Source organism: Flavobacterium sp. AK-345 (genome assembly GCF_058310175.1).
Window position 1 is genome coordinate 288418 of sequence record NZ_JBZEER010000002.1, and the last position, 19742, is coordinate 308159.

Annotated in this window: 14 protein-coding genes; 5 read left to right on the plus strand and 9 right to left on the minus strand. The window is 33.9% G+C overall.

Going from position 1 to position 19742, the window contains the following annotated elements; translation table 11 throughout:
• Positions 1 to 97 precede the first annotated feature (97 nt).
• The 5 genes from AC4FQ3_RS05560 to lgt all read left to right on the plus strand — a co-directional run bounded on the left by AC4FQ3_RS05560 (position 98) and on the right by lgt (position 5044).
• Positions 98 to 1291: a pyridoxal phosphate-dependent aminotransferase gene (locus tag AC4FQ3_RS05560; protein ID WP_491181171.1), complete on the plus strand. Its 1194-nt coding sequence runs from the start codon at positions 98 to 100 to the stop codon at positions 1289 to 1291.
• Positions 1292 to 1501: 210 nt separating this feature from the next.
• Positions 1502 to 2173, plus strand: a complete 672-nt coding sequence (gene folE, locus AC4FQ3_RS05565) for a GTP cyclohydrolase I FolE (RefSeq protein ID WP_042566362.1) — start codon at positions 1502 to 1504, stop codon at positions 2171 to 2173.
• Between the two features lie 132 nt (positions 2174 to 2305).
• Positions 2306 to 3784, plus strand: a complete 1479-nt coding sequence (gene cysS / locus AC4FQ3_RS05570; protein WP_491181172.1) for a cysteine--tRNA ligase — start codon at positions 2306 to 2308, stop codon at positions 3782 to 3784.
• 22 nt (positions 3785 to 3806) lie between these two features.
• On the plus strand, positions 3807 to 4046 hold the full coding sequence (yidD, locus tag AC4FQ3_RS05575; RefSeq protein ID WP_041519756.1) for a membrane protein insertion efficiency factor YidD: 240 nt from the start codon (positions 3807 to 3809) through the stop codon (positions 4044 to 4046).
• 65 nt (positions 4047 to 4111) lie between these two features.
• Complete coding sequence (gene lgt / locus AC4FQ3_RS05580; RefSeq protein WP_491181173.1) at positions 4112 to 5044, plus strand: prolipoprotein diacylglyceryl transferase; 933 nt, start codon at positions 4112 to 4114, stop codon at positions 5042 to 5044.
• Positions 5045 to 5096: 52 nt separating this feature from the next.
• Here lgt and AC4FQ3_RS05585 read toward each other — a convergent pair whose 3' ends face one another.
• The 9 genes from AC4FQ3_RS05585 to AC4FQ3_RS05625 all read right to left on the minus strand — a co-directional run bounded on the left by AC4FQ3_RS05585 (position 5097) and on the right by AC4FQ3_RS05625 (position 19685).
• Positions 5097 to 5537 carry an acyloxyacyl hydrolase gene (locus tag AC4FQ3_RS05585; protein WP_491181174.1) on the minus strand — a complete coding sequence of 147 codons (441 nt, stop codon included), beginning with the start codon at positions 5535 to 5537 and terminating at the stop codon, positions 5097 to 5099.
• Between the two features lie 256 nt (positions 5538 to 5793).
• Positions 5794 to 8766, minus strand: a complete 2973-nt coding sequence (gene secDF, locus AC4FQ3_RS05590; protein ID WP_491181175.1) for a protein translocase subunit SecDF — start codon at positions 8764 to 8766, stop codon at positions 5794 to 5796.
• Between the two features lie 227 nt (positions 8767 to 8993).
• The gene (gene mdh, locus AC4FQ3_RS05595; RefSeq protein WP_073393161.1) at positions 8994 to 9929 is read right to left on the minus strand and encodes a malate dehydrogenase; all 936 of its coding nucleotides are present in this window, start codon (positions 9927 to 9929) and stop codon (positions 8994 to 8996) included.
• Positions 9930 to 10040: 111 nt separating this feature from the next.
• A complete protein-coding gene (gyrB, locus tag AC4FQ3_RS05600; protein ID WP_073393159.1) occupies positions 10041 to 11981 on the minus strand; it encodes a DNA topoisomerase (ATP-hydrolyzing) subunit B in 1941 nt (646 codons plus the stop codon).
• 354 nt (positions 11982 to 12335) lie between these two features.
• The gene (gene asnB / locus AC4FQ3_RS05605) at positions 12336 to 13952 is read right to left on the minus strand and encodes an asparagine synthase B (protein WP_491181176.1); all 1617 of its coding nucleotides are present in this window, start codon (positions 13950 to 13952) and stop codon (positions 12336 to 12338) included.
• 236 nt (positions 13953 to 14188) lie between these two features.
• Positions 14189 to 15865, minus strand: coding sequence for an asparagine synthase B (gene asnB, locus AC4FQ3_RS05610; protein WP_491181177.1), 1677 nt, complete (start codon positions 15863 to 15865; stop codon positions 14189 to 14191).
• 415 nt (positions 15866 to 16280) lie between these two features.
• The gene (locus tag AC4FQ3_RS05615; protein WP_491181178.1) at positions 16281 to 16730 is read right to left on the minus strand and encodes a hypothetical protein; all 450 of its coding nucleotides are present in this window, start codon (positions 16728 to 16730) and stop codon (positions 16281 to 16283) included.
• A gap of 148 nt (positions 16731 to 16878) precedes the next feature.
• The gene (locus AC4FQ3_RS05620) at positions 16879 to 18633 is read right to left on the minus strand and encodes a TonB-dependent receptor (protein WP_491181179.1); all 1755 of its coding nucleotides are present in this window, start codon (positions 18631 to 18633) and stop codon (positions 16879 to 16881) included.
• 188 nt (positions 18634 to 18821) lie between these two features.
• The gene (locus tag AC4FQ3_RS05625) at positions 18822 to 19685 is read right to left on the minus strand and encodes a PhzF family phenazine biosynthesis protein (RefSeq protein ID WP_491181180.1); all 864 of its coding nucleotides are present in this window, start codon (positions 19683 to 19685) and stop codon (positions 18822 to 18824) included.
• Positions 19686 to 19742: the final 57 nt, after the last annotated feature.

Here is a 19742-nt window from a genome sequence, read left to right on the forward strand (position 1 = left end):
TAAATATATTGATTATTGTTACATTTTTACAAGAGCAGTTAATGTTTACGTTAAATTCGAAAAAAAAATGCAAATTTGCACTTCAATAATTAAACACATGCCAACAATTTCAAACAAAGGCAGAAACATGCCCGAATCACCGATACGTAAACTTGCTCCTTATGCAGATATTGCAAAACAAAAAGGACATAAAGTGTATCATTTAAACATTGGTCAACCGGATATCAAGACACCCGAAGTGGCCATCGAGGCGGTAAAAAATATTGATTTAAGTATTATAGAATACAGTCCGTCTGCCGGATATGAAAGTTATAGAAAAAAATTAGCTAAATTTTACCAACGTCAAAATGTAAATGTTAACCCAGAAGACATCATTGTAACAACCGGTGGTTCTGAAGCTTTACTTTTTGCACTGGCCACAATTACAGATCCAGGAGATGAAATCATTATTCCGGAACCGTTTTATGCTAATTATCATGCATTTGCATCATCAACAAGTGCAACCGTAGTTCCTCTTGTTTCGACTATCGAAACAGCATTTGCTTTGCCTAGTATCGAAGAAGTCGAAAAATTGATTACTCCGAAAACGAAAGCAATCCTAATTTGCAATCCGGGAAATCCAACAGGATATTTATATTCAGAAACTGAAATTAAACAACTTGCAGGTTTAATCAAAAAATATGACTTATACTTAATTGCTGACGAAGTGTATCGTGAGTTTTTGTATGATGGAGATGACGTACATTATTCTGTTATGAATTTAGAAGATGTAGATCAAAACGTTATTATGGTCGATTCAGTTTCAAAACGTTACAGTATGTGTGGCGCGAGAATTGGCTGTTTGGTTACTAAAAACAAAATGGTTCTTGCAACTGTAATGAAATTTGCCCAGGCACGTTTAAGTCCGCCTACTATTGAGCAAATTGCTTGTGAAGCCGCTATAGATACACCTCAAAGTTATTTTGACGAAGTTATTGCAGAATACAAAAGCCGTCGTGATACTTTGATTACCGAATTAAATAAAATTGAAGGCGTAATTGTAACCAAACCAAAAGGTGCTTTTTACTGCATTGCTCAATTGCCAATTGACAATTCAGAAGATTTTGCACAATGGCTTTTAGAAAGTTACAATCTAAACGGCGAAACCGTTATGGTCGCTCCCGCAGCCGGATTTTACTCTACTCCGGGAATGGGATTAAATCAGGTGCGTATTGCTTATGTTTTAAATAAAAAAGATTTAGTTACCGCTGTAAATATTTTGAAAGAAGCGCTATTGGTTTACAACAAATAGAAAATAACAACTAAACACATCAACAACCATTAAAAGGACAATAACTTAACTGTTATTGTCTTTTGTATTTAAAAAAAATACAGGTTTTGCTTTAATTAAATTATATCCAAAAATGGATGATTAAATAGTAAAAACGATAGAAAATGTTTCCTTTTTATTAATTATCTTTACCGCCTTAAAAAGATATACCCATTATAATAGTAGTTTTTAATGACAAATAACGAAGATTTTTTAGACGAAATAGGAGACAATCATTTTAGTAGTAATGCGAAAAACCCTGTGAGACAGGATGCTTTTGATTTAACTGATGATGAAAAAATAGAAAAAATAAAAAAAGATGTTGAAAACATTCTACAGACTCTTGGAATGGATTTGACAGATGACAGCATAAAAGGTACTCCAAACCGAGTAGCAAAAATGTTTGTAAAGGAGATTTTTGGTGGTTTAAATCCTGCAAAACAACCAAAAGCTTCTACTTTTGATAATAATTACAAATATGGCGAAATGCTTGTAGAAAAAAACATCACTGTTTATTCTACTTGCGAACACCATTTACTGCCAATTATTGGTAGAGCTCACGTTGCTTATATTTCAAGCGGAAGAGTTATTGGTCTTTCTAAAATGAACCGAATTGTAGAATATTACGCCAAAAGACCTCAGGTTCAGGAGCGTTTAACGATGCAAATTGTTCAGGAATTACAAAAAGCTTTAGGAACTGAAGATGTTGCCTGCGTTATTGACGCGAAACACCTTTGCGTAAATTCAAGAGGAATTAAAGACATCGAAAGCAGTACCGTAACTTCTGAATTTGGTGGAAAATTTAAAGATCCTCAAACTAAAAGAGAATTTTTAGATTATATTAAATTAGAGACTCAGTTCTAGTTTTATACGATATTTCTATTATATTTATGGTCTAGCCCTGATAGCAGCGGCATCCTTTTATGGTGGGGTTCACCATAAAAGATACAGCGGATAGCAGGATTAGCTCCTAAAACATCAACAAACATTTAAACAATGCCATTATATACAACACAGCCTCTAAAAATATACAATTCACTTTCGGGTGAAAAAGAAAATTTCAATCCAATTCATGAAGGAAATGTTGGAATGTATGTTTGCGGACCTACAGTTTATAGCAATGTACACTTAGGAAATGTGAGAACATTTATGTCGTTTGACGTTATTTTCCGATATTTTTTACATCTGGATTATAAAGTGCGTTATGTTCGAAACATTACTGATGTTGGTCATATTGTAGATGATGTTGATGAAGGCGAAGATAAAATTGCCAAAAAAGCACGATTAGAGCAACTTGAACCTATGGAAGTTGTGCAACGCTACACGGTAGATTTTCATGATATTTTGAAATCATTTAATTTTTTACCGCCAAGTATAGAGCCAACTGCAACGGGACACATTATTGAACAAATCGAAATCATCAAAAAAATTATTGATACCGGAATTGGTTATGAAGCTAACGGATCTGTTTATTTTGATGTTGTAAAATATAACGAAACCAACAATTACGGTGTTCTAAGCGGTCGAAATATCGAAGACATGCTGGCCAATACCCGTGATCTTGATGGTCAGTCAGACAAAAGAAACCCACAGGATTTTGCACTTTGGAAAAAAGCAGAACCGGAACATATTATGAGATGGCCTTCGCCATGGAGCGACGGTTTTCCGGGCTGGCATCTTGAATGTACTGCAATGAGTACAAAATACTTAGGTAATCACTTTGATATTCACGGTGGCGGAATGGATTTAAAATTCCCACACCACGAATGTGAAATTGCTCAAAACGAAGCTTGTACAGGTCAATCTCCGGTAAATTACTGGATGCATGCCAATATGCTTACCTTAAATGGTAAAAAAATGGCAAAATCAACCGGAAATAATATTTTACCAGGTGAAATTTTAAGCGGTGACAACAACATTCTAAGCAAAGCTTTTTCAGCTTCTGTAACACGTTTTTTCATGTTGCAGGCGCATTACAGAAGTATTCTTGATTTTTCTGATGATGCTATTGTTGCTGCAGAAAAAGGATACAAAAGATTGATGGAAGCAGTTGATTCATTGTCAGATATTAATACAGGCGCAACAAGCTCTATAGATATTGCATCATGGAAACAATTGTGCTACGATGCGATGAACGACGATTTTAACACCCCTATTTTAATTGCCCAATTATTTGAAGCTGTTCGTTTTGTTAATTTATTAAAAGAAGGAAAAGAAACTATTACCGTAGATGATTTAAAAATATTTGCAACAGCAGTTAATGCTTTTGTCTTTGATGTTTTAGGCTTGAGTGACGATAAAGCTGCTGACAGTAATAATGATAAATTAGAAGGCGTTGTAAATATGCTGATCGGAATGAGGAATCAGGCCAGAGCCGATAAAAACTTCGCACTTTCAGATCAGATTCGTGATCAGTTGATTGCTTTGGGCATTCAGCTGAAAGACGGAAAAGAAGGAACCAGTTTTTCAATATAACAAACTCAATTTCTAATAAATCATGAAAGTAATTACTCCATTTGTTTTATTAGTACGTTTTTACCAAACTGCAATTTCGCCTTTTACACCGGCAAGCTGCAGATTTGAACCAACCTGTTCCAGCTATATGATTCAGGCTTTACAAACACACGGATTGTTTTATGGAGGATATCTGGGAATGAAACGCATTTTGAGCTGTCATCCGTGGGGAAGAACAGGTTACGATCCGGTTCCGGAAAAGAAATGCTCGCATAAACATTAACTTTAAATAAAGATTTACTCTGTTTTAAAGTTTTATTTTTACAATACAAAAAACAATATAATTATATGACACAAGCTTTAAATATCATTTGGAATCCTTCAGAAGGAATCGATTTAGGATTTTTTATGATTCGTTATTACAGTTTAATGTTCGTAATCGCCTTTGGATTAGGATGGTTTTTAATGAAGAAAATTTTCGAACGCGAAAATGAACCTTTAGACAAATTAGATTCTCTTTTTGTATGGACGGTTTTAGCGACTTTAATTGGCGCACGTTTGGGTCATGTTTTATTTTATGATTGGGAATATTTTAGAAATCATTTACTTGAGATATTTTTACCCTTTAAATTTGAACCGAAATTTGAATTCACAGGATTTCAGGGATTAGCAAGTCATGGTGCTGCAATTGCTATTATTATTGCCATGTATTATTACAGCAAAATGATCTTAAAACGCCCGTTATTATGGATTTTAGACCGCGTCGTAATTCCGGTGGCGAGTGGAGCAATATTTGTTCGTTTAGGAAATTTTTTCAATTCTGAAATTATCGGACATGAAACTACTTCTTCATTTGGAATTCGTTTTTTACACGATCAATTTAGCAAATCAGAAGCAGTAAATGCAACTCAAATTGCAAACCCTAAAGATGCTTACACGGCAATTGCAACAGATCCTAAATTTGCTGATTTATTGGCACAGGTTCCTGCAAAACACCCAACACAATTGTATGAAGGGTTTTGCTATATTTTTGTATTTGCAATCTTGTTTTTCCTTTATTGGAAAACAAATGCAAGACTTAAATCTGGTTTATTATTCGGTTTATTTCTAGTTTTATTATTCGTAGTACGATTTATAGTTGAATTTGTAAAAGAAAGCCAGGGCGGAATTGAAGCCGAATTAGGTTATTTCTCAACCGGACAATGGTTAAGTATACCTTTTATCATTATTGGTCTTTTCTTTGTTATTAGAGCACAAAGAAATCCTTTAGCAGCTTCTTAAAACTCAGCTCCAAAATATAAAATGCCCGATAATTATTTATCGGGCATTTTTTTTATAATGAATATGAAATTCCAACTTCTATATTCTTAGTATTGTATCCGGCGTTTGCTGAGCCTAAACCAGCATTCGAAACGTGTCTTACACTTGGACGCAAATCAAATTGAAATTTATTTACGTTTAACGAAAAACCGACCGCAATAACATCCGCGAAAGCGAAACCATCAGACATTCTTTCGGTCTCTGTATCCGTAATCATCGGACCAATACTTCCCAAAACATAAAAAGAACACTTTTCATCAATTGGTTTTCTAACTAAGAAACCAATATTTAAAACATATTCGTGAACCTCTTTTAGCTGCGTATATTTTTCTCTTTTTTCAATATAATCCGGTTCTTCCGGCTTTACAAAATAAAAATTCAACAATTGATGTTTCCCAAAATTGACTTCCGGCTGAACTAAAACTTCATATTGAAAATGCTTTGTTTCCTTCAATTTATAATACAATTGCAGTTTATAAAAATGATTTGTAAAAGTTTAATCTTTATTATTGAATTCACTCCCAAAACCATAATTAAAGCCAACGGCGAACTTAGATTTTTCATCTTGTGCCGACATCTTTATTGCAAAGAAAAACACCAAAATATAGAGTAGTTTTTTATTCATACACGTGTTTTAAAACTATTTAAATATAGCACAAAAAAAAGATCCAGCTTTCACCGGATCTTTTTAATATAATGTAAGCAATTAATTATGCTTTGTTGTGCTTGTCTTCGATGTTATGTTTATCATCTTTAGAAATCGTGTCAACCAATACTGGTGTAGCGATAAATAATGAAGAATAAGTTCCTACAACAATACCAACCAACATCGCGAAGATAAATCCTCTGATAGATTCTCCACCAAAGATAAACATCGTTAATAATACAATGATCATCATTAATGATGTATTCAACGTTCTTGATAATGTAGTGTTAATAGAAGCATTTACGATATCTTCAAAAGATCCTTTACGGTTTCCAATAATGAACTCTCTAATTCTGTCAAATACAATTACAGTATCGTTCATTGAGTAACCAATAACGGTAAGAATCGCAGCGATAAAGTGCTGATCCATTTCCATGTGGAAAGGCATGAATTTATAACATAAAGAGTAAATTCCTAATACAAAGATAACGTCGTGCGCTACAGCTGCAATTGCACCTAATGAATATTGCCATTTACGGAAAGATACCATTAAGTATAAGAAAATTGCTGCCATTGCACCAAGAACCGCCCAATAAGAGTTAGTTTTAATATCTTCAGAGATAGAAGCTCCAACTTTAGACTGTTGCAATACACCTACTTTTTTACCATCAAATGAGTTGATAAATTTATCGTAAGTAGTATTTGGATAATATTTTGCTAATGCTTTAAATAATATTTGATTCACTTCTTCATCAACAGCTACTCCATCTTCTTTGATTTTGTATTTTGTTGTGATTTTTAACTGATCGTCATCACCTAAAATTTTAGCTTCAACCGGAGTTCCGAAAGCAGCAGATAATTCATCTGAAACTACAGTTGCATCAACCGGTTTTTCAAATTTAACCTGGAATGTTCTTCCTCCAACAAAATCAACACCTTCATCTAATCCGTTAACGAAGAAGATAGAAGTTAAACTTACTACAACTACAATAGAAGAGAAAATGTATGTGAATTTTTTAATTTTGATAAAATCAAAGTGGAAATTAGTAAACCAGTTTTTAGTAATATTTGTAGAGAAAGTTAAATCTCCTTTTCCTGCAATATTTCTATCGATGAAAATTCTTGCGATAAAAATTGACGTAAACATTGAAGTTACGATACCAATTAATAAAGTTAAAGCGAAACCTTTAATTGGTCCTGTACCAAAGATGAAAAGAATAGCTCCGGTTAAAACGTGCGTAACGTTTGCATCAATGATAGAACGCATTGCACCATGCCATCCGTAAGATGCTGCTACAGCTTCTGCCAACGATTTACCTTCACGTAATTCCTCTTTTGCTCTTTCAAATATAATAATGTTGGCATCTACCGCAGTACCTAATGTTAATACGATACCTGCAATACCTGGTAATGTAAGTACAAAACCAAAACTTGCCATAATTCCGAATAAGAAAAGTAAGTTTAATAATAATGCTAAGTTAGCATACCAACCTGCTTTACCATAATAGAATACCATCCATAAACAAACTAATAAAAATCCTAATACAGATGAAATTGTTCCTGCATCAATTGCAGCCTGACCTAAAGATGGTCCTACAACTGTTGATTGAATAATATCTGCAGAAGCCGGTAATTTACCTGCGTTTAATACGTTTGCTAAATCTTTAGTTTCAGCAACATCAAAAGAACCTGTAATTTCTGATCTTCCTCCTGCGATTGGACCACTAGTAACTCCAGGAGCAGAATAAACGATGTTATCTAAAACAATAGCAATGTAACTTTTTTGAGAAAAAGCTCTTCCTGTTAATTCTTCCCAAACTTTAGCTCCCTGACTGTTCATTTGCATAGAAACAGCCGGTTTACCCATTTGGTCAAATGTATCTTTTGCATCAGTTACAAGACCACCGTTCATAGCTGGTACATTGTCTCTGTTTCCTTTTAAAGCGTATAATTCTACAACTTCAACATCTTTTTGTTTTGCATCTTTAATTGTAGTTGGTTTACTCCAAACAAATTTTGCATAATGTTGGTCAGCACCCAATAAAATTCTGATGTCAGCTCTTTTGAAATATTCATTTACAACAGCTGTATCTTTTGGAGCGAAGTAACCTAAAACTGGTCCTCCACCTTGTCCTAAAATTTTATCAAATAATGGGTTGTTTCCTTTTTTAGCTTCAGTAGAATCTTTAGTATCAGTTAATAAAGCATTCAATGAATCTTTAGCAACTGTTTTAGTCTCTTTAGTTTTAACCTCAGTCTTTTTTAGAGCTTCGTTTGCAGCTACTAAAAAGTTTCCGATTTCTTCTATTTTATAAGTTTCCCAAAACTCTAACTGAGCTTTTCCACCTAATAATTTTTTAATTCTATCAACATCTTTAGCACCCGGAAGTTCAACTAAGATTCTTCCTGTAGCACCCAATTTTTGAATGTTTGGCTGTGTTACACCAAATTTGTCGATACGCTCTCTTAATACTTTGTAAGCACTTTCGATAGACTCATCAACTTTTTTTCTAATTACTTTTTGTGCTTGTGCATCCGTCATTTCGAAAGCAATTCCGCCTTCTCCCTGCAAGTTTCTGTTAGCAAAAATTTCTGGTGAAGCTAATTTTGTAGTACCGTTTGAATTTGCATCAAAAGCTTCAAAAAATTTATCTAAATAACTTTTATTTCCTTCTAAATTTGCAGTTGCATCAGCTAATGATTTATTAAAAACCGGATTTTTAGAATTGTTTGCTAATCCTTTTAAAACATCTTTAATAGAAATTTGAAGAATAACGTTGATTCCTCCTTCTAAGTCAAGACCTTTGTTGATTTGCTTATTTTTTACTTCATTATAAGTAAAATCAGTAAATCCAAGATTCAACACTTTCTCTTTTCCAATAGAATCTAAATATTTTAGCTCTTTGTCAGGATTATCTCCTGCAATAGCTTTAGCTTCACTTTTGACATTACTTGCCACGTACGTGAACGAAAGTTGGTAAATACTTACCAATGCAAATAGAATTGCGAAAAATTTAATAAGTCCTTTATTCTGCATTATTACTAAAAATTAATTATGTTTTATTGTTTGTTTTTGTTTTAAAGTACCATAAAATAAGCCCTGACATCATTTTTATAAAACTAAAAAACTAAATCACGAATTACCACATTTTTTTTAAATCGAGCAAATATATAATTAACGGAAAGATTAACCAATTTATTTATTAATTAATCTTAAAAAAAAGACTGCAAAAGTGCAGTCTTCTTCTTTTTTTACGGAAATATTTATACTAAAATCGATTTTAGAGCATCATTCATTCCTCTAACTGCATCTGCACTTTTAGCGAATAAAGCCTTCTCCTGCTCGTTTAAATTGATATCTAAAATCTCTTCTACTCCATTTTTACCTATTATACAAGGCACTCCTATGCATATATCATTTTGCCCGTACTCGCCTTCTACGAAAACAGAACAAGCAATCATTTTCTTTTGATCATTTAAGATACTGTCTACTAAGTAAGCTACCGAAGCTCCTGGAGCATACCAGGCCGATGTTCCTAAAAGACCTGTAAGCGTTGCTCCGCCCACCATTGTGTCTGCAGCAACTTTTTGAAGTACTTCTTCTGAAAGAAATTCTGTTACCGGAATTCCGTTATAAGAAGCCAAACGTGTTAACGGAATCATAGTTGTATCACCATGTCCTCCAATTACCATTGCAGAGATATCATTTGCAGGTTTATCCAGAGCCAAAGATAAATAAGTTCTGAAACGAGAACTGTCTAACGCTCCACCCATACCAATAATTCTATTTTTTGGTAACCCTGTAGATTTTAATGCTAAATAGGTCATCGTATCCATAGGATTTGAAACCACAACTATTATTGTATTTGGAGAATGTTTTAGCACATTTTCGGCAACTGTTTTTACAATTCCGGCATTGATACCAATTAATTCTTCACGAGTCATTCCTGGTTTTCTCGGAATTCCAGATGTAATAACCACTACATCACTTCCGGCAGTTTTAGAATAATCGTTGGTTACACCAGATACTTTGGTATTAAAACCTGTATTTGTGGCACATTGCATAATATCCAACGCTTTCCCTTCGGCAAAACCTTCTTTAATATCCAACAACACTACTTCGCTTGCAATTCCTCTATAAGAAATAACATCAGCACATGTAGCTCCAACATTTCCTGCTCCTACAATGGTAACTTTCATATTTTATACTTTATCGGTTATTAATTTGTTTGTTTATTGTATAAACTAACAATTCGTTTAATTGTTTAGTAAATTTAAACAATTAAACGAATCCTGTAGTGTTAAAATTTATTAGGCATCGATGTTTGCGTAAACGGCATTTTTCTCGATAAATTCTCTACGTGGTGGTACTTCATCTCCCATCAACATTGAAAAAACCCTATCAGCTTCTGCCAAACTATCAATTGTTACCTGACGTAAAGTTCTGAAACTTGGATCCATTGTAGTTTCCCACAATTGCTCAGCATTCATCTCTCCAAGACCTTTATAACGTTGAATAGCGGCACTTCCTCCCATTCTTTCATTCGCCTGATCACGTTGAACATCATTCCATGCGTATTCTTTTTTGTTTCCTTTTTTAACTAAGTATAAAGGTGGTGCTGCGATATAAACGTGACCTTCTTCGATCAATTCTTTCATGAAACGGAAGAAGAACGTTAATATTAAGGTAGAAATGTGACTACCATCGACATCGGCATCACACATGATAATTACTTTATGATATCTTAGTTTTTCAAGATTTAAGGCTTTACTGTCTTCTGCAGTACCAACTGTAACTCCAAGAGCAGTAAATATATTACGAATCTCTTCGTTTTCGAATACTTTATGGTGCATCGCTTTCTCCACGTTCAAAATCTTACCACGTAATGGTAAAATTGCCTGAAAGTTACGATCACGACCTTGTTTTGCTGTTCCACCAGCCGAATCTCCCTCGACAAGGTAAACCTCACATCTTGCAGGATCCTGCTCAGAACAATCTGAAAGTTTTCCTGGCAATCCGCCACCGCCCATAACGGTTTTACGCTGTACCATTTCACGTGCTTTTTTAGCAGCGTGACGTGCCTGAGCAGCCAAGATTACTTTTTGGATAATGATACGGGCATCATTTGGATTTTCTTCCAAATAATTTTCTAACATTTCTCCAACTGCCTGAGAAACCGGAGAAACTACTTCTCTGTTTCCAAGTTTTGTTTTTGTCTGACCTTCGAATTGTGGCTCTTGTACTTTTACCGAAATAATAGCTGTTAATCCTTCACGGAAGTCATCTCCCGCAATTTCGAATTTCAATTTATCCAACATTCCGGATGCATCTGCGTATTTTTTAAGGGTTCTTGTTAAACCACTTCTAAAACCCTGTAAATGCGTTCCTCCTTCGTGTGTGTTGATATTATTTACGTAAGAAAAAATATTCTCTGTATAACTTGTATTATAAATCAAGGCAACTTCAACAGGAATTTCACCTTTTTCGTGATCCATACTGATAACGTGTGAGATAATTGGCTCACGGTTACCATCTAAATAACGAATATATTCTTTTAGACCTTCGTCTGAATGAAAAACTTCAACTTTAAACTCCCCTTTTTCATCTACTTCTCTTTTATCAGTAAATGTAATCGTGATTCCTTTGTTTAAGAAAGAAAGTTCACGCATACGAGCTGATAAAGTATCATATGAAAACTCTGTAGTTTGAGTAAAGATTGTATCATCAGGATAGAAAGTCTGACGTGTACCTCTTTTATCTGTTTCTCCGATTTGTTTAACCGGATACATTGCTTTACCTCTTTCGTATTCCTGCTCGTAGATTTTACCGTCTCTAAAAACAGTAGATTTCATATGAACAGAAAGGGCATTTACTACAGAAACCCCAACACCGTGTAAACCTCCGGAAACCTTATAAGAATCTTTATCGAATTTACCTCCGGCACCAATTTTAGTCATTACAACCTCAAGTGCTGAAACTCCTTCTTTTTTATGTAAATCAACTGGAATACCACGACCGTTATCTTCAACTGTTACCGAACCGTCTTCATTAATTGCAACACCAATGGTATCACAATGTCCGCCCATCGCCTCATCAATAGAGTTATCAACAACCTCATAAACCAAATGATGCAGACCTCGAACTCCCACATCTCCAATATACATCGATGGACGCATTCTTACGTGCTCCATTCCTTCTAATGCCTGAATACTATCTGCTGAATAATTGTTCTTCTTGATTTCTTCGCTCATATAATTTATTCTAAAAAAATGTAATTAGTGTCTAACACGCAAATATATAAAAACGCAAATTATATATCCGTTAAATTCCCATTTAAAGCACGTAAGTTATTAACACAATTGTCTGAAAAACCAAAAAATAAGCCTAAAAGTTAGTTTAAATTCCAAACTTCTTAAAATCCAAATTCCAAAAAAAGAAATAACTCAATAAAATGCAATTTTTAAAGTTCCAAATTATGTCTAAATTCGATAAAGAGTTCCAAATTCCAAGCGATAGAAATAAAAAAATCCGAGTCTGATTTTAAATATCATCTCGGATTTTACATTTAGATTCCAATTGGAATTTGGAATTTATTTTTTGGAATCTTAAATCGTAATTCCTGATTTTGAAATTTCAACATCAGCTTTTACGTGAGCCGCATTTGCTCTTCCGCTTGGATCAAGATTTTCCTGCCATTTCGGAATCCATTTTCTAACAGTTTGTGCCGCACTAATCTGTGGGTAAAATTTATAGAAAATAGAACGGTATAAATAAGCTTCTTTTGTTGTTGGCGAATTGTATGGAAATTCTGCAGCAGCGCCTTCTAATTGCGCATCTGTAACTTGAGTTGCACAATATTCGATCAATTCATCAATCCAGCTATATCCTACTCCATCAGAAAACTGCTCTTTTTGACGCCATAAAATTTCTGCTGGCAAATACGGATTTTCAGGTGTATCAAATGCTTTTCTTAAAATGTATTTTTCGATACCATCATACGTTTTAGGCTGTTTTTCTTCGGGCTTAATTCGAATAGTAGCATCCAAAAACTCCTTGTCTAAAAATGGAATTCTGGTTTCTATACCATTTGCCATTGTTGATTTATCTGCACGAAGCAAATCGGCAGTAAATAATTTCTGAACTCTTTCGATAGTTTCTTTCTGAAATTCTTCTGTAGATGGGGCATTTCTAAAATACAAATGTCCACCAAAAATTTCATCAGCTCCTTCACCTGAAAGAATTACTTTTATACCTTTTTCTGAAATTACTTTTGATAACAAAAACATTGGTACACTTGCCCGTACCGAAATAATATCATAAGTCTCAATATTCCAGATTATTTTTTCCAGAATTTCAACACCTTGCTGAACCGTAAAGTGAATTTCATGATGATCTGTACCTAAAAACTCCGCTGCTTGTCTGGCTGCTTTTGCATCTGGCGCATCAGCATTTAAAGCAATAGAAAAAGATTGTAGTTTTTTACCATTTTCTGCTGATAATCGGGAAGCAATAGAAGAAAGCAAAGAAGAATCCAAACCTCCGGAAAGTAAGACCCCATAAGGCATTTGACTCATCAAACGTTTACGAACAGCCTCTGTAAGAGTTTCTCTGATCAATTGTAAATCCAGATCCTGATTTGCATTTTCATAATCCTCATATTCAGGCTGGTAATATTTTACAAAACCTTTTTTAGGTGTATAATAATGCCCTGGAGGGAAAGTTGAAAATGTTTTGCACTGATCTGCAATTGATTTCATTTCAGAAGCAAAATAAATCCTCCCTCTTTCATCCAGACCATAATACAATGGCTTTACTCCCATAGGATCTCTTCCTGCAATATAATCGTCTCCGTCAACAATTACAAAAGTCCAGTCGCCATCTAATTTATTGCAAAAATCATATCCGAATTCTTCATACAAATGCACAATAACTTCAGAATCTGACTTTGTTCTAAACGTATGCTCTTTCAGAACTCCGTTTTTCAGTTCCTGATAATTATAAATTTCTCCATCATGAATTACCCATGCATCTTTTGTCCCCTGAATTGGCTGTTTCCCCGATTGTAAATCGACAATCGCTAAACTTTCATGACAAATAATACTGCCATTTTTCAGGATTTGAAAATCACTTTCATCAGGCCCACGATGCGACATTCTTTTAGAAAGCTCTCTTACGAGTTGCGGGTCTTTTCCTTTGCCTATAACGGCCAATATTCCAGACATACGATTGTATTTTTTATTCTTTATTTTTTTAAATAGTGGTGCAGGTTTATTTTAGCAAAAAAACTAAATTTAAAATATTCTGTTGGGGAATGTCAAATATAAAAAAGAAAGTTAAATAATTGCTAATAATTATCTTCAAGTAATTGAAATATTACAAATTAACATTTTTAGACAAGAAAAACGTCCTCAGAAACTGAGAACGTTTTTCTAATAACTAAAATATTAAGTAACTAAGTTTATGCTTTTTCGTAAGCATCATCATGCACACTTGCAACCGCTCTACCAGAAGGATCGTTCATGTTTTTGAAAGCTTCATCCCACTCCAATGCAATTTTTGTACTACAAGCCACACTTGCTTCCTGAGGCACGCATAACGCAGCTGCATCACTCGGGAAATGTTCTGCAAAGATAGAACGATAGTAATATTCTTCTTTTGAAGTTGGCGTTTGTAACGGGAATTTATATTTCGCATTTGCCAATTGTTCATCTGAAACTTCTTTAGCTACCACTTCTTTCAAAGTATCAATCCAGCTGTATCCTACTCCATCAGAAAATTGCTCTTTTTGTCTCCATGCTACACTTTCAGGCAACATGTCTTCAAAAGCTTTACGAACCACCCATTTCTCCATCGGGTGTTCTTTGTTGATCATTTTATCTTGTGGATTGATGCGCATAGCAACATCCATAAATTCTTTATCTAAAAACGGCACACGACCTTCGATTCCCCAAGCTGCCAAACTTTTGTTGGCACGCAAACAATCGTACATATGTAATTTACCTAATTTACGAACGTTTTCTTCGTGAAATTCTCTTGCGTTTGGCGCTTTGTGGAAATATAAATAACCTCCAAACAACTCATCTGCACCTTCACCAGAAAGCACCATTTTAATTCCCATTGATTTAATAACTCTCGCCATTAACCACATTGGAGTCGAAGCTCTTACCGTAGTTACATCATAGGTTTCTAAGTTATAAATTACATCACGAACAGCATCTAAACCTTCCTGAATTGTAAATTTAATTTCGTGGTGAATTGTTCCGATATGTTTTGCTACAATTTGAGCCGCTGCTAAATCAGGAGAACCATCCAATCCTACTGAAAAAGAGTGTAATTGCGGATACCAGGCATCTGTTGTATCATCAGATTCAATACGTTTTTGTGCAAATTTTTTGGCTACAGCCGAAGTGATAGACGAATCTAAACCTCCTGAAAGTAAAACTCCGTAAGGAACATCACTCATTAATTGTCTGTGAACTGCTGCCTCTAAAGCTTCTTTAATTGCAGGAATACTTGTTTCGTTGTCTTTTACTGCATCATATTCCGTCCAGTCTCTTTTGTACCATTGCACAAATTCACCGTCCTGGCTAGTCATATAATGTCCCGGAGGAAACAATTGGATTTTTGTACAATATCCTTCCAAAGCTTTTAATTCAGAAGCTACGTAAAAAGTTCCGTGTTGATCCCAACCAATGTATAGTGGAATAATTCCCATATGATCACGAGCAATAAAATACTCATCTTTCTCAACATCATAAATTGCAAATCCAAAGATTCCGTTCATTTCATCAATAAAGTGAGGTCCTTTTTCCTGGTAAAGTGCCAAAATAACTTCGCAGTCACTTTCAGTCTGAAAGTTATATTTTCCTTCAAATTGTTTGCGTAATTCTCTGTGGTTGTATATTTCACCATTTGCAGCCAAAACCAATTTTTTATCTTGTGTAAATAAAGGCTGTTTTCCCGAAGCCGGATCAACAATCGCCAAACGCTCGTGAGAAAGGATTGCTTTATCATTGCTATAAATACCGCTCCAGTCTGGTCCACGGTGACGAATGATTTTAGACATTTCTAATACTTGAGGTCTTAAGGTTTCTGCTTTTTGTTTTAGATCAAAGGCACATACGATTCCGCACATAATTATATATTTTTTTATTTGTAAATTTTATTTTGATAGGGCAAAGATGCGGTATTGGTTATAATTGAAAAACACAAATACCTATTTCAGTTATAATTTTAAACACAAAACTTAATTTTACCTATTAAATGTAAAATTTTAACACTAAAAAAAGCCCTGAACTTGAAAATTTTAATTTTGAGGATAAAAGAAGGATAAAATTCGATGTTTGTATAGGATTTGTTATCCCTTGTTTGTCATCCTGAGGAACGAAGGATCTCAACAAGAGACTCCTCAGGCAAAATCGCCAATCTTTGTAGAGCCACTTGCGGAGATCCTTCCTCCGTCAGGATGACAAGATTGTGGATAATTTTTTTACGTGTAAATCCTTTTTAATCTGCTTAAATCTTTAAAATCTGCGTGAAATAAAAACATTTTACAAAATACTCTCAATCGTATAATACGTTTTATTAATCTCAAATTGAAACCCAACCTTATTCCCCATTAAATGTGACCCCAAAGGAGATTGCGGAGAAAGTGCAATTACATTTATACCGTCAATTGTAATTTTAGGAAGTGCAACACTCAAATACAAATGAATTCCGTTTGCTTTAACCAAACTTCCGGAAATGATATTCTCAGTTGTTTTTGAAGCGTCAATTTTATCTAAAATCGCTTTTTGTGTTATCGCTTCTTTTAATTTATTGGTTAGTTTTTCCTGTTCGATATGCATCATCGACAAAGCCGTTTCATGCTTATCGCCGGCAGAACCTTTTGCATCGTTTTTAGAATCTTCGGTCAAAGCCGAAATCATGTCCCTAAAAACATCTATTCGGTCCTGAACCATTTGTAAATAATAAGAATGTATTTTTTGTTTAAATGTCATAGTATTTTGCCACAAAGGCGCTAAGTCGCAAAGATCGTAAAAAAAAGTAAGCCACAAATTCACAAATAAGATTAATCTAAATTGGTGAATTCGTGGCTTAAAAATTTTAAAAAAAATCTTCGTGCCTTAGCGCCTTCGCGGCAAAAAACTAAAAGTCGAATTTATAATTTGCTCCGCCTAAAACCTGGAATCCCTGAACTGGATAATTTAACCATTTTTCGTAAGCCTGATTTCCGATATTATTTAATTTTAAGAAGAAAGTCAAACGATCGCTGAATTTATATCCCAAATGAGCATTGGCATCAAAATAACTTTTTAAAGAAATTACAGTTGGTTCTGTAGCTAAATCTAAGTTAGATTGCATGTCCTTACGTTCTCCCACATAAAAAACATTTAAACCAGCGTACCATTGTTTTGTAATATTTACATCCAGACTAGAACTTAACTTCATAGTTGGTAAATTCCATGCTTCTAACTGTCCATCTGTTTTATAACTATTAAAAGTTCCGTTGATTCCAAAAGTCACGTTTTCAGAGAAATCTGCTTTTAATTCTCCGTAAAAACGAAAAGTTCTGATGTCTTCATAAATAACTCCAAAAGAGTTTCCGTAAGCATAATTTTGATTTGTAATATCTTCTGTATAATCATTGCTTTTAAACAAAGCTTTATCTTTTTCATTCAAGTAAGACCCTGTCAGATTATAGCTCACATTGTTTGCCAATTTACCTTTTAAACCTGCAAAAACATTGTATTGCGTACTTGATGGTCTCATGTTTAAAGTTGGTGACAAAAACGGATTTTCGGTAACAAAATCAGCATATGAATTTTGATTTAAACCACCATTTACTCCCGTGTAAAAAATCATTAAATCACCCACCAATTTATACGAAGCATTTACTTTTGGATAGATATAAAACTTGTTTCCGCTGTTTTCAGAATCTAATCCATAATATAATCCCGCTCCCAATTCTAAAGTCCAGTCATTTTCATTCACAACAAAACTTGGTTCAACTCCAAAATTAGTAAGACTGTATTTTATAGGTTGTCCGCTATTTTGAAAATAATTATTCTCAAAACTTCCGCTTACGTGATCAATAATAACATTTGTATTAATTGACTGATCCATAACATCAACTTTAAAAGTCGGTTTTACGTAAAATCGATTTTCTGAAGAAGAAAAACTATCTGAGAAATGTGTAAATCTAGTAGCAACTTTACTAAAAATTCCGTCTGTAAAATCGATGTTTCCTCCTAAAGAAATAGTATTATAAGAATGATTAGGATTAATTTTATCAATTAAAATAAAACGATCTTGCGGTAATAAAGTTGAACCAAAATCAACCGGCAAACCATACCAATTGTAAATTTGATTTTGATATCCTAAATCAATATTCCATGACATATCGCGATTGTTTTGTCCGTAACCTACATTTAATGCTGTGTCGTAGAATTCATCATTCAAAAACACATCCTTAATTCCGCCTTGCGATGAGTGGTGGCGAAACATTCCCGCAACATAATCGTTGTTTCCCAAATCCTGTGTAACGAATAATTCAGCATTTAATGTACCATAATTTCCAACACCCAAAGTAGCATAATTATTAAATAAACGTTCTTGTTTTGATTTATCAACACCGGCTGCTTTTCCCTTTGATGGTGTAAATGTTGACGCTACAGGAACTGATAATATACTATATTTTATAGTTTCTTTTGCCTGATTCCCCGAGTCGTCCAACGATGGTGTTTCTTTTACTTTAAAAGCATCTGATATTGTTGGCGAATAAGGTTTTACCACATTTACAGTTTCAGTACCAATGGTTTCTTCTTTCTTTTGTGCAAACGAAAGCTGAAAAACAAACAGCAAAATCAAAATGATAGTTTTATTCTGGAAATTAATTTTCATATTTATTTTTTTTGAGAGTATAGAGATTTGAGAGTATAGAGAAAAGAATAAAGAAAATAGACTTTTACCTACATCTTGATTCTTTCGACTCTTTGTTTTTTTTATTTTTAAATCTATATTCTATTCTCTATGTTCTTTATTCTAAAATCTATTTTCTTTATTCTATATTCTTTATTCTATATTCTTTATTAAACCTCCCACTCGCCTTTTGCAACAAATTGGGCACTCCCTCCTATTTTAATATCAAATTCGTTTTCGGTTAATTTTCCTTTAAAATGAATTTGAGAAGGACGATTTATATAATCTCCCTGATAATTGATTAATTCGAATTCAGGTTTATGATATTTTAGCAAAAAAGCCTGAAGACATGTACTTGCACTTCCTGTTGCTGCATCTTCAACTAACTGATTATGTTCAATACAAAGCATTCTACTGAACAGTTTCGAACCTTCCAAATAATAAAAATACAAACCTCTGTGTCTTGTTTTGCAATGCTTTTTCAGCCATTCATCTGTTTTATCTTTATCTAAAACCAAATTTTGCAATGCTCTTTTACTGCTTAATCCAACCATAACAAAAGCGCTTCCGGTTGTAACTTCCTGAATTGGAAACTGATTTTCGAAATCTTCTTTTTTCAGATTACTGAACGATGGGAAATCTTCTTTCGAAAAAATATCCCAAAATTTCGGCTGCGCAGCTTTTAACCAAATCAAATCGTTCGACTGATGAATTGAAATTGGTCCAATCGGAACATTTAATGTTATACTTTCAGGAGAATTATCAAATATTTTATTGATCAAAACCCATGAAGTTCCAATTATCGGATGACCCGCAAACTGCATTTCCTGAGATGGTGTAAATATTTTAATTTCTGCCTTATTATTTTCTTTATCAAGCTTGGTTACAAAAGTGCTTTCGGCAAAATTAATTTCGCGTGCAATTTTTTGCATTTCTCCCGAACTCAAATTTCCGGCATCTAAAAAAACAGCCAACTGATTTCCGGCATATTTTTTATCTGTAAAAACATCCACTATATAAAAAGGTAAACTCATTTTTTTTAAAAGATTTTAAGAGAATAGAATATAGAGAATAGACTTTCCAATCTTTGC